Below are 13,937 nucleotides of genomic sequence, written 5' to 3'. Positions count from 1 at the left end.
ACGGCCGGCCGCCGCGTGATACTTGCCGCAGCACTGGCCATGTGAAGGGGAGGCCCGGATTGTTCTCGCTGCCGCTGCACCACAACGCCCATCTCGAACCGCTGGAGGTCTGGCACGCCGAGGAGTTCGCCGCGCATCTGGACCGCGCCCGGGAGCACATCCGCCCCTGGGTCGGGGCCGGGTTCGTCACCACCGATGTCGACGGTGCACGGGCCACGCTCGGACGGTACGCCGAGCGCCAGGCGGCCGACGGCGGGCGCCTCTACGGCATCCGGCGGGACGGGGTGCTGATCGGCGGGGTGATGTTCACCGGCTTCCAGGCCGATGCCGGCACCTGCGAGGTGGGGTGCTGGCTCGAGCCGTCGAGCGAGGGCAGCGGGCTGGTCACCAAGGCCTGCGGCGCCCTGCTCGACTGGGCGTTCACGGTCCGGGGGCTGCACCGGGCCGAGTGGTACTGCCGGGCTGACAACGACCGCAGCTCGGCGGTGGCCAGGCGGCTCGGCATGACGCTGGAGGGGACTCTGCGCGAAGCCTGGCCGTACGAGGGGGTGCGCTACGACAAGCAGATCTGGGCAATCCTCGCGCGTGACTGGCTCAGGCGGACGGCTTAGCGCGGCTCGGCCGGAACACCGGTACCGCGATCCCCTCCGTGCCGTCGCCTTCCTTCCGGAAGGCCACCTCCAGGTCCATCCCCACGCGCAGGTCGGTCTCCGGGCAGTCCACCACCTCGGTCATCATCCGCGGCCCTTCGGCGAGGTCGACCACTGCCGCCGCGTAGGGGGCACGGTCCGCGAACGGCGGCAGGTCGTTGCGGTGGACGACGGACCAGGTGTAGAGCGTGGCCCGGCCCTCGGCCCGTTCCCAGCCGACGTCCTCGCTCCAACAGTGCGGGCAGAACTCGCGAGGGTAGTGGTGCGCCTCGCCGCAGGACCCGCAGCGCCGTATGAGCAGCCGGCCGTCGGCTGCCGCCGCCCAGTACGTTCGTGTGAAGTCGTCGGCCTCGATCATTCGCGGACTCCCTCTCCCAACCGACCTCGCCACATCTGACGATGCATCAGTTCAGCGGACGGGGTCGTACAGGCGCAAGAGCCCGGGACGGACACCCGTGACCGATTCGCAATCGATTCCCGTCTCGTCCGAGACCCGCCAGGTGATCGGGCCATTACGCTCGGCGTTCATGAACGATGCCATACGCGCCGCTTTCGCCCGTGCGAACGACTTCACGGACGACCGCCCCGTGTACGTCATCGGCGCGGGACCCGGCGGCCTCGCCGTCGCCGCCGCGCTGCGGGAGCGCGGGGTGCGTGCGGTCGTGCTGGAGAAGTCGGGGGCGGTCGGAACCTCCTGGCGCGGGCACTACGACCGGCTGCGACTGCACACCACCCGGAGGCTGTCGTCCCTTCCGGGGCTCGCCATGCCGCGTACGTTCGGCCGGTGGGTGTCCCGGGACGACCTGGTCCGCTACCTGGAGGAGTACGCGGAGTTCCACGAGCTGGAGCTGATCACGGGCGTGGAGGTCACCCGCGTGGACCCCGCGGGCTCCGACTGGGTGTTGCACGCGACCGGCGGGCGGCGACTCACCGGGCGTGCGGTCGTCGTGGCGACCGGCTTCAACCACACACCGCGACTGCCGGACTGGCCAGGTCGCGAGGCGTACCAGGGGGAGTTGCTGCACGCGTCGGCGTACCGAGCGCCAGGCCCGTACACGGGCAAGGACGTGCTGGTCGTCGGGGCCGGGAACACGGGCGCCGAGATAGCCGCCGACCTGGCGGTGGGCGACGCCGCACGGATACGCCTGTCCATCCGCACCACTCCGCACATCGTGCGCCGCTCCGTACTCGGCTGGCCCGCGCAGCGCGCCGCGATCCTGTCCCGCAGGCTGCCGGTCCGTCTGGTGGACCTGGCCGCCCGGGCGCTGTCCCGGGTCGCGGTGCCCGACCTGACGGCGCGCGGACTGCCGCGCCCGGACACCGGCCTCGGCTCCCGAGCACGGCTCGGTGCCGTGCCGGTGCTGGACGTGGGTCTCGTCGACGCCGTACGCAAGGGCCGGGTGGAGCCGGTCGCGGCGGTTGAGTCGTTCGACGGGGACACGGTGGTACTGACGGACGGCAGCCGGATCACCCCGGACGTGGTGATCGCGGCGACGGGCTACCGGCGGGGCCTTGAGGGTCTGGTGGGGCACTTGGGCGTACTGGACGACCGGGGACGGCCGGTGGCGGGCGGCCGCCCGAAGCGGGGTCGAGCGGCGCACGAGGTGCCCGGACTGTACTTCACGGGCTTCACCAACCCGATCAGCGGGATGCTGCGCGAACTCGGCATCGACGCACGGAAGACCGCGAAGAGACTGGGCCGCCTCTCGGCGAAGGAAGCGGCGAGGGCGGCCACGGAGGCATCGGGGGTGCCGGAGAAGGCACACGGCGGGCGCCGGTCCCGGAACTGAACAGCTGGACCGCTCCGCGTCCGCGCTGCACAACTGTTCCTGACGTGCAGCCAGTTCAGCTAATCTGACAGTGCGTCAGGCAGCTCTACCGGACGACGACGAGCAGGAGCGGCGTAGCGATGCTTGGATCGACCCACGGCAGCCTCACCACCGACCTGCGCGCCCGCGTCGTGGCTTGTGGGGAGCAACCAGGACCCACTGTCCACGGTACCGCCGCCAGCGAGGGCGACCTCGATGTCAGCGGGCGTCCGCTGTACGCGCCCGTACCGGATCTCGACCGGTTCTTCCGGCCCGAATCGGTCGCCGTCATCGGCGCGTCCGACGCCGAAGGGCGGCCCAACACCGGGATCACCCGCCAGCTCATCGCCTGGGCCGAACGCGTCGGCGCCCGGCTGCATCCCGTGCATCCGCATCGCAGCACCGTGTTCGGGCTGCCGTGCGCGACGTCCGTGGCGCAGCTGCCGGAGGCCGTCGATCTCGCCGTGCTGCTGGTCGCCGACCCGCTGCCGGTGATCGAGGAACTCGGCCAGGCGAAGGTGCGGTTCGCCGTGGCTTTCGCTTCCGGCTTCGCGGAGACCGGCGAGGCGGGGGCTGCCGCGCAGCGGCGGCTGGCCGCCGCCGCCGAGCGGTCCGGATTGCGGCTGCTCGGCCCCAACACCAACCTGAACGCCTTCGAGAGGTTCCGCGACGACCTCGAAGGGCCCGCGATCGCGCTGATCACCCAGTCCGGCCACCAGGGCCGGCCGGTCTTCACCCTCCAGGAGCTCGGCATCCGGCTCTCCCACTGGGCGCCGACCGGCAACGAGGCGGATCTGGAGACCGCCGACTTCCTCTCGTACTTCGCCGGACGGCCCGAAGTCGGCGCGATCGCCTGCTATGTGGAGGGGCTCAAGGACGGGCGCTCCTTCCTGCTCGCCGCCGACCGGGCGGCACGGGCCGGGGTGCCGGTGGTGGCGGTGAAGGTGGGCCGAACCGAGACGGGCGCGCGCACCGCCGCCTCGCACACCGGCAAACTTACGGGCGCGGACCAGGTGGTGGACGCGGCGATGCGGCAGTACGGGGTGATACGTGTCGACGGCCTCGACGAACTCCAGGACACAGCAGCCCTGTTGGCCAGGGCCCGCACTCCGCGTGCGGACGGTGTCGTCGTCTACTCGATCTCCGGTGGCACCGGAGCCCACTTCGCGGACCTGGCGACGGAGGCCGGACTTCGGATGCCGGCGTTGTCCCCCGCCAAGCAGGACGAGCTGCACCAATGGATACCGGAGTATCTGAACGTCGCCAACCCCGTGGACAACGGCGGCCACCCCGTCGGCGACTGGCGCGGCCGAAAGATCATCGACGCGATACTCGCCGATCCGGCGGTCGGGGTGCTGATCTGCCCGATCACCGGCCCGTTCCCGCCGATGAGCGACAAGCTCGCACAGGACCTGGTGGACGCGGCCGAGACGACGGACAAGCTGGTGTGCGTGGTGTGGGGTTCGCCGGTGGGGACGGAGGAGGCATACCGCACGACACTGCTGGGCTCGTCCCGGGTGGCCACGTTCCGCACCTTCCGCAACTGCGTCACGGCAGTGCGGGCCTATCTGGACCACCACCGCTTCACGGCGTTCTACCGCTCTCCGTTCGACGAGGCCCCCCGCTCCCTCTCCCCCTCCTTCCGCAAGGCGGAGGCACTGCTGCGACCGGGCCACCGGCTCAGCGAGCACGCGGCGAAGCAGCTGCTGCGGGCGTACGGGATACGGGTGCCGCGCGAGCAGTTGGTGACCAGCGCGGCGGCCGCGGTGCGGGCGGCGGGCCTGGTCGGCTATCCGGTGGTGCTGAAGGCGTCGGCGCCGCGGCTCGCGCACAAGACCGAGCTCGGGCTGGTGAAGGTCGCGCTGACCTCGGCGAGCCAGGTCCGTGACACTTACCGCGAGCTGACCGACATCGCCCGCTACGAGGGCATCGAGCTGGATGGCATCCTGGTCTGCCAGATGGTCGAGCGCGGCGTCGAGATGTTCGTCGGCGTCACCCAGGACGAGCTGTTCGGCCCGACGGTGACGGTGGGCCTGGGCGGAATCCTGGTCGAGGTGCTGCGGGACTCGGCGGTGCGGGTACCGCCGTTCGGCGAGGAGCAGGCCCGCTCGATGCTCGCCGAGCTGCGCGGGCGGGCTCTGCTGGACGGAGTGCGGGGCGGACCGCCCATGGATGTGGACGCGCTGGTCGAGGTGGTGCTGCGGGTCCAACGGATGGCACTCGAACTGGGCGGGGATCTGACCGAGCTGGACGTCAACCCGCTGATGGTGCTGCCGCGCGGGCAGGGCGCGGTGGCGCTGGACGCGCTGGCGGTGTGCCGATGAACGCCGACGGCGCTGCCGAAACGGTGCTGCACCGCACCGAGAACAACGTCTCCTGGATCACGCTGAACCGGCCCGAGGCAATGAACGCCGTCACCTGGGACCAGCGCGAGCGGATCATCGCCCTGCTGACCGGCGCCTCCGCCGACCCGGGCGTGCGGGCCGTGGTGATCACGGCGACGGGCAAGGGTTTCTGCGCGGGCGCGGATCTGCGCGGCGCGCCCACGAGTGAGGGCGAACGGATTCCCGGAGATGTGGCCCGTACGATCCGGCGCGGCGCACAGCGCCTCATCGCGGCGGTGCTGGACTGCGAGAAGCCGGTGATCGCCGCGGTGAACGGTACGGCGGCGGGGATCGGTGCGCATCTGGCGTTCGCCTGCGACCTGGTGCTGGCCGCCGAATCGGCCCGTTTCATCGAGGTGTTCGTACGTCGGGGCCTGGTGCCGGACGGCGGCGGGGCGTATCTGCTGCCCCGGCTGGTGGGTCCGCAGCGGGCGAAGGAGCTGATGTTCTTCGGCGACGCTCTGGCGGCGGCGGACGCGCAGCGGCTGGGGCTGGTCAACAGGGTGCTGGCAGCGGGCGACTTGGAGAAGACCGCGCGTGAGTGGGCCGAACGCCTCGCTCAGGGCCCGACCAGGGCGCTGGCGCTCACCAAGGAGCTGGTGAACGCCTCACTGGACGCCGACCGTGCGGCGGCGTTCGCGGCAGAGGCCGCCGCGCAGGAGATCAACATGACGACGAGCGACGCGAACGAGGGCGTCGCGAGCTTCGTGGAACGGAGAGTGCCGAGATACCGGGGTCTGTAGAGCCCGGCGGGAAGCAGCACGGCCGCCGTCCGCTCCTCTCAGAGGGACCGGTCCGGCACGACTCCGCCGCACCGCTGGGAGGCGGTGCGGCAGAGAGGGCAGCTCACCACGGGGCGCCGCCGGGGCGGTGGCCGTGACCGGAACGGCCGATGGTGCTGCCGCGCGGACCGCGCGCCGCGGCCCGGGACACGGCGACACGGCCCTCATGAGAGGGCCGAGCCTCGGTTGCCCGACGGCGCGGCGCACACCCGAAAGCCTGTCCGCGGCGCCGGGTACCGGTCACGCGTAGGGGTCGAACGCGATCCCCGACGGCTTCGCCTCCGCGATGTTGCTCTCGAAGCTGCCGTCCTTGATCCCGAAGTGCGCGCTGCCGAAGTCGGCCGCGACGAGCTTGTCCCGCAGACCCGCCGGATAGCCGTTCCAGCCGACCAGCGCCGGGTACTGCCAGGTGCGCTGGTGGTTCTCCGGGGGCTCGTCGTTGGAGTTGGCGGGACGGAAGCAGTGGGTCCTCAGACCGTCCTTGTGGTACACGATCTTCGGGTGGGTACCCTCCCAGCGGATCTTGTCGCGCGGGTAGACGTTGAAGTCCCCGTGGGCGGAGGTGGCGACGTACTTCGCCTGGTTGTCCTGCACCCAGACCACGACGTGCTCCCAGTCGTGCCGGTGCCCGAACGGGTCCCAGACCGGGACGACCTGGTCCTTCTCGAAGTAGGAGCTGTACATGATGGCGCACCAGCCGTTGTTGCACTTGGAGCGCGAGTACCCGTTGGTGTTGACGAGATCCGAGGCGTCCCGGCAACTGCCGCTGAGGGACCCGGTGGTCTTCAGACCACCGTTGATCGATCCGTCAGGGCCGATGGCGGGCACCGCGTAGCAGCCGTCGGTGTCGTAGTCGTATCCCGGCTGGAACGTCCGGTCCAGAGTGTCCGCGTTGGCCGGAAGTGCGGGCGGCGGGGCGGCGAAAGCGACGTTCGGGACGGCGATCACCAGGGCGAACGCTCCCACGACGACGAGCGGAACCCTGCGGATTCGTGCGCTCTTCAGCACCAAGTCCTCCTGGAGGCCACGGTTGTGGAGCACGTCACTTTGACGTGTACACCGCAGCCTCCAGGGTGATGGGCCGACAAGCCAAGAGGTAGGTGATGAATATTCGGGAATCTTCCTGACCCGCATCGGAGAGCCCGTCATCCACCGTGCCGACGAAGGCCCCGAGGATGTGACGTCTACGCCGCTTCGCGAGCCGCGCGGATGAACGCCTCGATCAGCTCGGGGCTCTTCACACCCCGGCTGATCTCGATCCCACTGGACACGTCCACACCCCAGGGCCGCGCCGAACGCACCGCGTCAGCGACATTGCCCGGATCGAGCCCCCCGGCGAGCAGCCACATCTCGCCTGGCCCGGGCAGCCTCACCCCTGTCCGGTCCCAGGCCTCCCCCGCGCCGGGCACGGGCGCGTCGAGCAGCAGGATGTCCTCGCCGCATTCGCCGAAGCGCGGCACGTCGCCGCGTACCGCCGCGCCCCGGATCAGGGTGCGCCCGGACGGGCGCAGGGCGTCGTAGTACGCGGAGCCCTCGTCCCCGTGCAACTGCGCGGCGCGCATCCCGGTCGCCTCGATGAGCCCACGCACCTCGTCCAGCGGTTGGTCACGGAAGACACCGACCGTCATGATCCGTTCCGGTACGCGCAGCGCGAGCCGGAGCGCGGTGTCCGGGTCTACACGGCGCACGCTCTCGGCGAAGACAAAGCCGATCGCGTCGGCCCCGGCGGCCACGGCCGTGTCGACGTCCCGCTCGGTCCTCAGACCGCACACCTTGATGAACACGGAGGATCGCCCTGCTTCCGTTCGCGCTACCTCTGCCATGGTCCCCCCTCGTCGGGCACGCGAGAGGCCGCCGCCCGCCCGTCGGCCCATTCTGCCGCGCCGGACCGGCACTCCTCGGCAGGGCCGACGCGATACCCCCGCCTTCGGCCGCTCCGTGGCACCCGAATGCAGCGGTCAGCGTCGTGGTGAGGCCCCCCAGGGGTTCACTTCTGACGATTCGTCAGTTTCAATGGACACCGTGATGGGTCACGCAGCGATGGCGGTCACCGCCGTCCGCTACCTCAGGTCCACCGGCGCCGCCGCGGGCACCACGGCCGCCACAGCGCCCCACACAGCTCTGCCACGCCCCGCGCTCAGGGCGGTGGGCGCGGACGAACGGCCGCCGGTCGACCCGGGCGAGTTCCGGCGCGTGCTCGGACACTTCGCGAGCGGTGTCACCGTCATCACTGCATACGACACCGCGGACGAGGGCCGCGGACCCGCCGGGTTCGCCTGCCAGTCCTTCGCGTCACTGTCGCTCGATCCACCCCTGGTCGCCTTCATGGTGGCCCGCACGTCCACGAGTTGGCCGCGCATCGCCCGAGCCGGAGCGTTCTGCGTCAACGTACTCGGCGCGCACCAGGGCGAACTGTGCCGGGCGTTCGCGGTGAGTGGCGCCGACAAGTTCGTCGGAGTCGTCCACCGTCCCGCGCCCGTCACGGGGTCACCGCGGCTGGACTCCGTGCCGGCCTGGATCGACTGCACGATCCAGGCCGTGCACACGGGCGGTGACCATCTGATCGTGGTGGGCCGGGTGGAGGCACTGGGCGCGGAACGAGACGGCGAGCCGCTGCTGTTCCACCAGGGGCGCTTCGGACGGTTCCTGGCATAGGCGAGGCCGCTCGTCGACGCGCCGCAGATCGCGAACGTACCGGCCGGCAGCCGGAAGGGACGGCTACGGGCGGCCGAGAACAGCACACTCAGCGTGCGGCGGGCGGCACCCGGGAGCGGGGCGGGCTTGGCGACGAACTCCTCGGCGCCGTAGGGCGGGAGTCCGACGTCCGCGGGGTGGTCACGCAGCAGCCAGACGAACGGGACCGCGACCAGTGCGGCCAGGGTGCCGTTTCCGCGAAGAGGCCGGGGTCAGTCCTGGGCAGTGGCTCACCCGGCAGCGTGTGCAGCGCGCACGGCCGCTGCCGGAGAGCACCGATCTGCCGATGGACCCGGTGGCGCGGGACGCGGGCCTCGGCACCGCCCAGTCGATGCGGCAGCATCTGCTGGGCTCGCTCGGAGTGACGCCGACGGCTTACCGGCGTACGTTCCGGGCCGAAGCGACGCGGTGGACGTGCCGGGAGTCGCGACGGAGAGGATCTCGCCTGACGCGGCACCAGGTCACTCAGAACGTGAGCACTCCACGCGCCACCCTGCCCTGCTCCGCGTCCTCGACCGCGACCGCGAAGTCCTCCACCGGATAAGTCCGCGTCACCAACTCGTCGAGCAGCAGTCGCCCGTCCTCGTACAGCCCGGCGTACAGCGCGATGTCGTGCTGCGGCCGCGACGAACCGTAGCGGCAGCCGAGGATCGCCTTGTCCAGGAACATCGCCGCGGGCAGGAAGGCCGCCTCTGCCGTCGGTGCGGGCATGCCGAGCAGCACCGCCTGGCCACCACGGTCGAGCAGGTCGATCGCCTGGCGTACCAGTGTCGTGTGCCCGACGCACTCGAAGACATGCCGGGCGCCGTCGGGGAGGATCTCCCGCACTCCGTCCACGGAGGTGAGGAAGTGGGTCGCGCCGAAGTGGCGGGCGGTCTTCTCCTTGGCCGGATTGGTGTCGACGGCGACGATCGTGAGCGCGCCCGCGATCCGGGCGCCCTGGAGCACGTTGAGGCCGATGCCTCCGGTGCCGATGACGACGACCGTGTCGCCGATGCCGACCCTGGCCCGGTTGAGCACGGCTCCGACGCCGGTGAGCACACCGCAGCCGATGACGGCCGCCGAGGCGAGCGGTATGCCCGTGGGGATCTTCACCGCCTGAACGGCCCGGACGACGGTGCGCTCCGCGAAGGCCGAGTTGGCGGCGAACTGGTACAGCGGTCGGCCGCCGCGGCTGAACGGCTGGCCGGGCCGGCCGACCGAGCTGCGGCACATCGTCGGGCGCCCCTGGTCGCAGGCCGCGCAGGCACCGCAGTTGGCCAGCGTGGACAGGGCCACATGGTCACCGGGCGCGACATGTGTGACGCCCGCGCCGACCGCCTCCACGGTGCCCGCGCCCTCGTGGCCGAGTACGACGGGCGAGGGGAAGGGGATCGTGCCGTCGATCACGGACAGATCGCTGTGGCACAGCCCGGCAGCGGCGATGGCGACCAGCACCTCACCGGGGCCCGGTTCCCGAATCTCCAGGTCGTCGGCCACCTCTGCCCGCCGGCCGTCGAAGACGACACCTCTCACCGCTGCTCCCTGGGTAGGCCGAGCACCCGCTCGGCGATGATGTTGCGCTGGATCTCGTCCGAGCCGCCGTAGATCGTGTCGGCGCGGGTGAAGAGGAACAGCCGCTGCTGTTCGTCGAGTTCGTACGCGGGCGTCCAGGCGCCGGGGCCGGAGGCGGCCGCGGCGCCGCCCACCTGCACCGCGAGCTCGCCGAGCCGCTGGTGCCAGCCGCCCCACAGCAGTTTGGCGACGCTGGGGGCGCCGGGGTCGTTTCCGGCGCCGCCCAGGGTGCGCAGGGCGTTCCAGCGCATGGTGCGCAGCTCGGCCCACTGGCGCACGAGCCGCTCACACAGCACCGGGTCACCGACTGCCGCGCCGCTGTCCACGGCGAGGGCGATCACTCGGCGCAGCTCCTCCTCGAAGCCGATCTGCTGTACGAGGGTCGAGACTCCGCGTTCGAGGGCGAGCAGTCCCATCGCGACCTGCCAGCCGTTGCCTTCGCCGCCGACCACGTCAACGGCGCGGGCGCCGTCGAAGAACACCTCGTTGAACTCGCTGGTGCCGGACATCTGCCGGATCGGCCGTACATCGATACGGCCCGGCTGGTCCATCGGCACCAGCAGGAAGGACAGCCCCCGATGGCGGACAGAGCCAGGCTCGGTGCGAGCCAGCACGAAGCACCAATCGGCGTCCTTGGCGAGCGAGGTCCAGGTCTTCTGGCCGCTGACCCGGTGCCCCTCACCTTCACGTGTCGCGCTGGTGCGGACCGACGCCAGGTCCGAGCCCGCGCCCGGTTCGCTGTATCCCTGGCACCACAGCTCATCGCCGTGTGCGATGCCCGGGAGATAGCGGGCCTGCTGTTCCTTGTCGCCGTACGCGATCAGGGTGGGGGCGAGCAGGTTCTCGCCGATGTGCCCGAGCCGCCCGGGCGCCCCTGCGCGGGCGTACTCCTCGGCCCAGACGACCTGCTGGGTGAGCGTGGCCCGCCGGTTGCCGTGGTCGGCCGACTCCCAGCCGAGCCCGATCCAGCCGTGGCGGCCCAGCTCGCGTTCCCAGGCGAGCCGCACCGCCGTGTCCTCGTGCTCCCGTCCCGGTCCGCCGCCCGCGGTGCGGTACGGGCCGATGAGGTGGTCGGCCAGCCACTGGCGAGCCTCGGTCCGGAAGTCCTCGTCGTCCGGTCCGAACGCGAAGTCCATGGCCGTTCCCTAGCTGTTGGGGCGGTCGCCGGACGCCGCCGCCTTCGCCATGGCCTCCAACTGCGCCAGCATGGGCATCGGGTCGATGCCCACGGTCCCCGGCAGGAAGTCCGCGATCTTCTCGGGAGTCCAGGAGCCTTCGGCGTATCCGGCGCGCAGCTCACGAGGCTGCGCCCAGACGGCGATCTTGGGGCCGGCGATCGTGTAGACCTGCCCGGTGATGTCCCTGGCGCGGTCGGAGAGCAGGTACACGACGAGCGCGGCGACGTCCTCGGGCTCGCCGATCTCCTTCAACTCCATGGGGACGTTCGCCGACATCCGGGTACGGGCGACGGGCGCGACCGCGTTCGCGGTCACCCCGTACTTGTGCAAACCGAGTGCGGCGCTGCGGACGAGGGAGATGATCCCGCCCTTGGCGGCCGAGTAGTTGGCCTGGGCCACCGAGCCCTGGTGGTTGCCGCTGGTGAAGCCGATGAGGGTGCCACCGCCCTGTTTGCGCAGCACGGCGGACGCGGCGCGGAAGACGGTGAAGGTGCCCTTGAGGTGGGTGGCGACGACCGGGTCCCACTCATCCTCCGACATGTTGAACAGCATCCGTTCGCGCAGGATGCCGGCGACGCAGACGACCCCGTCGATACGTCCGAATTCCGTCAGGGCCGTGTCGACGAGGCGCTGTCCGCCCGCCATGGTGGCGATGTCGTCGGCCACCGCCACGGCGCGGCCCCCGGCGGCCTCGATCTCCTTGACCACGGCTTCGGCCACCTCGGATGTGGGGGCACCGCCCTCGATCGAGACCCCGTGGTCATTGACGACGACCCGCGCTCCTTCGGCGGCGCACGCGAGGGCGACAGCGCGCCCGATACCGCGCCCGGCGCCGGTCACGGCGATCGTCTTGCCTGCCAAGAAGTTTCCCATGTCGGCCCCTTCCCGCATTTTCTGACGGACCGTTAGATTTTATGGGGCGCCGGACGCCCGAACACAAGCCCCGGGAGCCCTGGACCTATACCGCCCCCAGGAGGAGCGATGGCTCAGCCGACCCAGCCGTCTCTGCCGCAGGAGTTCCACGACATCGCCAAACGGATCAGCAACTGGGGGCGCTGGGGCGCCGACGACGAGATCGGCACGCTGAACCTGGTCTCGGACGAGGTGGTGAGGGCCGCCGTCGCCGAGGTACGCGGCGGCCGACGGGTGCCGCTGGCCCTGCCGCTGCGGCAGGACGGGGTGCAGACCGGGATGATCCCGGGGCGGGTGAACCCGCTGCACACCATGGTCCAGATCAACCAGGAGCTGTTCGGCCCCGGCACGGTGGCCACCAGCGACGACTGCGTGACCATGGGGCTCCAGGCGGCGACCCACTGGGACGCGCTCACCCATGTCTCGCACTCGGGCCGGATCTACAACGGCCGCCCCGCCGACACCATCACCGCCCACGACGGGGCACGGTTCAGCGGCATCGACAAGGTGCGGACACTGATCACCCGCGGGGTGCTGCTCGACGTCGCCCGCGCCAAGGGCCTGGACCGGCTGCCCGGCGACCACGCCGTCACTCCCGACGACCTCGCGGAGGCGGAGGAGTTCGGACGGGTGCGGGTGCGGCCCGGTGACGTGGTGCTCGTACGGACCGGGCAGTTGCAGGTGTACCTGGCCGGGGACAAGCACGCCTACGCCTATCCGTCGCCGGGCCTCTCGGTACGCACACCCGAGTGGTTCCACAGCCGCGATGTCGCGGCCGTCGCGAACGACACGCTCACGTTCGAGATCTTCCCGCCGGAGATCGAGGACCTCTGGCTGCCGGTGCACGCCCTGGACCTGGTGGAGATGGGCATGCTCCAGGGCCAGAACTGGAACCTGGAGGAGCTGTCGGAGACCTGCGCGCAGGAAGGCCGATACGCCTTCCTGCTGTCGGCGACCCCGGAACCGATCACCGGTGGGACGGGGACGCCGGTCGCGCCGGTGGCGGTGCTCTGACGCTCGACCGAAGCCGGAGGCCCCCGCCGGAGGTCCCCGGCGGAGGTCCCCGGCGGGGTCGGCCGGACTCCACGCCCTAGGGTGTGTTGCGAAAGTAGCTCCGTCCGCCCGCAGGGCGGGGCCTGCGGCGTCTGGTGCGTGCGATCGCAAGGCGGAGGATCATCCTCGTACTGGACGTACTTGGATGACTCCGACAACGCAGCGAGCGTGCGTGCCAGACGCCGCGGGTCAGGAGGGACTTTCGCAACACGCCCTAGGCCGGGATCGCCGGGGCGGTCGTCGCCGTGGTCATCGTGGTGGGACCCGCGGGCGCGGCACGTGCGGCGGGCGGGGCGGGTGCGACGGTCGGTGTGTGCGGTGTGGGCGATGTGGGCGGGACAGCGCCGGCGAGGGACACGGGCGGCACCGGTGCAGTGGACTGCAAAGGCGGCTCCACGCAGCGGTCGACCTCGCACCAGATACTCTTGCCCGAGCCCTCGGGCTGCCAGCCCCAGCGGTCGGCGAGCCCGTCGACGAGTTCGAGCCCGCGGCCGTTGGTGTCCTCGCGGTCCGCGCGCCGCGGACTCGGCGGGCAGGCGCTGATGTCCGCGACCTCCACCCGTACCGTGCCCGCCGCGGACTCGCCCGCCCCGAACAGCATGCGCAGCACGGCGGGGCAGCCCGTGTGCACCACGGCGTTGGTGACCAGCTCCGAGATGAGCAGCACCAGCGTCTCGGCGAGCGGCTCGTCGTCTCCTATCCCCGATCCGGCGAGCCGCGACCTCGCCCATCTACGGGCCCGCCCGACCTCCGCGGGATCGGGGCCGACCTCCATCTGAACCAGAAGCACCTGCACCGCTCACACCATCCGAACCGGCGGACACAACGCCTCGCGCCTGAAAGCTGTCACGGAACGTGATTTCCTTGCGTGACAGCATGGTTGACGTACAGTCACCGCAACAAGCGCTTCGGGCATATTCCA

At 71.2% G+C, this 13,937-nt stretch carries 13 protein-coding genes and 2 pseudogenes; 7 read left to right on the top strand and 8 right to left on the bottom strand.

Going from position 1 to position 13,937, the window contains the following annotated elements; translation table 11 throughout:
• Positions 1-59 precede the first annotated feature (59 nt).
• Positions 60-611 carry a GNAT family protein gene (locus V1460_RS03755; RefSeq protein WP_338672107.1) on the top strand — a complete coding sequence of 184 codons (552 nt, stop codon included), beginning with the start codon at positions 60-62 and terminating at the stop codon, positions 609-611.
• On the opposite strand, the gene V1460_RS03750 is transcribed toward V1460_RS03755, so the two are convergent.
• Positions 595-1,008: a Zn-ribbon domain-containing OB-fold protein gene (locus V1460_RS03750; RefSeq protein ID WP_338672106.1), complete on the bottom strand. Its 414-nt coding sequence runs from the start codon at positions 1,006-1,008 to the stop codon at positions 595-597. The two genes, V1460_RS03755 and V1460_RS03750, sit on opposite strands and share 17 nt — an antisense overlap.
• Before the next feature lie 169 nt (positions 1,009-1,177).
• Here V1460_RS03750 and V1460_RS03745 point away from each other — a divergent pair, with 169 nt between their 5' ends.
• The 3 genes from V1460_RS03745 to V1460_RS03735 all read left to right on the top strand — a co-directional run bounded on the left by V1460_RS03745 (position 1,178) and on the right by V1460_RS03735 (position 5,585).
• Positions 1,178-2,440, top strand: a complete 1,263-nt coding sequence (locus V1460_RS03745; protein WP_338672105.1) for an NAD(P)/FAD-dependent oxidoreductase — start codon at positions 1,178-1,180, stop codon at positions 2,438-2,440.
• Between the two features lie 119 nt (positions 2,441-2,559).
• Positions 2,560-4,782, top strand: coding sequence for an acetate--CoA ligase family protein (locus V1460_RS03740; protein ID WP_338672104.1), 2,223 nt, complete (start codon positions 2,560-2,562; stop codon positions 4,780-4,782).
• Positions 4,779-5,585: an enoyl-CoA hydratase-related protein gene (locus V1460_RS03735; protein ID WP_338672103.1), complete on the top strand. Its 807-nt coding sequence runs from the start codon at positions 4,779-4,781 to the stop codon at positions 5,583-5,585. Before V1460_RS03740 ends, V1460_RS03735 begins: the two co-directional genes overlap by 4 nt.
• A gap of 279 nt (positions 5,586-5,864) precedes the next feature.
• Here V1460_RS03735 and V1460_RS03730 read toward each other — a convergent pair whose 3' ends face one another.
• Both V1460_RS03730 and V1460_RS03725 read right to left on the bottom strand, forming a co-directional pair.
• A complete protein-coding gene (locus V1460_RS03730; protein WP_338672102.1) occupies positions 5,865-6,632 on the bottom strand; it encodes an NPP1 family protein in 768 nt (255 codons plus the stop codon).
• Positions 6,633-6,808: 176 nt separating this feature from the next.
• Positions 6,809-7,447 (bottom strand): phosphoribosylanthranilate isomerase, encoded by a 639-nt coding sequence (locus tag V1460_RS03725; RefSeq protein WP_338672101.1) that lies wholly within the window; start codon positions 7,445-7,447, stop codon positions 6,809-6,811.
• Positions 7,448-7,664: 217 nt separating this feature from the next.
• On the opposite strand from V1460_RS03725, the gene V1460_RS03720 reads away from it, so the two are divergent.
• On the top strand, positions 7,665-8,279 hold the full coding sequence (locus tag V1460_RS03720) for a flavin reductase family protein (protein WP_338677881.1): 615 nt from the start codon (positions 7,665-7,667) through the stop codon (positions 8,277-8,279).
• Position 8,280: 1 nt separating this feature from the next.
• On the opposite strand, the pseudogene V1460_RS03715 reads toward V1460_RS03720, so the two are convergent.
• Positions 8,281-8,506 (bottom strand): annotated as a pseudogene (locus V1460_RS03715) (MFS transporter); the annotation flags it as partial.
• A 2-nt stretch (positions 8,507-8,508) separates the two neighbouring features.
• Here V1460_RS03715 and V1460_RS03710 point away from each other — a divergent pair.
• Positions 8,509-8,862, top strand: a pseudogene (locus tag V1460_RS03710) (helix-turn-helix domain-containing protein); the annotation flags it as partial.
• Here V1460_RS03710 and V1460_RS03705 read toward each other — a convergent pair.
• From V1460_RS03705 to V1460_RS03695, 3 genes are read right to left on the bottom strand one after another with little or no spacing between them, the layout of a single operon-like run.
• Positions 8,784-9,833 (bottom strand): Zn-dependent alcohol dehydrogenase, encoded by a 1,050-nt coding sequence (locus V1460_RS03705; RefSeq protein WP_338672100.1) that lies wholly within the window; start codon positions 9,831-9,833, stop codon positions 8,784-8,786. The pseudogene V1460_RS03710 and the gene V1460_RS03705 overlap by 79 nt on opposite strands.
• Positions 9,830-11,008 (bottom strand): acyl-CoA dehydrogenase family protein, encoded by a 1,179-nt coding sequence (locus V1460_RS03700; RefSeq protein ID WP_338672099.1) that lies wholly within the window; start codon positions 11,006-11,008, stop codon positions 9,830-9,832. Before V1460_RS03700 ends, V1460_RS03705 begins: the two co-directional genes overlap by 4 nt.
• Before the next feature lie 9 nt (positions 11,009-11,017).
• Entirely contained in the window at positions 11,018-11,923 is a 906-nt protein-coding gene (locus tag V1460_RS03695; RefSeq protein WP_338672098.1) for an SDR family oxidoreductase, read from the bottom strand.
• Positions 11,924-12,031: 108 nt separating this feature from the next.
• Between V1460_RS03695 and V1460_RS03690 the strand changes: the two genes are divergently transcribed.
• Positions 12,032-12,976 (top strand): cyclase family protein, encoded by a 945-nt coding sequence (locus V1460_RS03690; RefSeq protein ID WP_338672097.1) that lies wholly within the window; start codon positions 12,032-12,034, stop codon positions 12,974-12,976.
• A 253-nt stretch (positions 12,977-13,229) separates the two neighbouring features.
• On the opposite strand, the gene V1460_RS03685 is transcribed toward V1460_RS03690, so the two are convergent.
• Positions 13,230-13,811 (bottom strand): ATP-binding protein, encoded by a 582-nt coding sequence (locus V1460_RS03685; RefSeq protein ID WP_338672096.1) that lies wholly within the window; start codon positions 13,809-13,811, stop codon positions 13,230-13,232.
• Between the last annotated feature and the right edge of the window lie 126 nt (positions 13,812-13,937).

The sequence above is a fragment of the Streptomyces sp. SCSIO 30461 genome (assembly GCF_037023745.1).
In the GTDB taxonomy this organism is placed as follows: Bacteria; Actinomycetota; Actinomycetes; order Streptomycetales; family Streptomycetaceae; genus Streptomyces.
The sequence above is the reverse complement of the archived record's forward strand: the minus strand, read 5'-3'. Positions and strand labels throughout refer to the sequence as shown.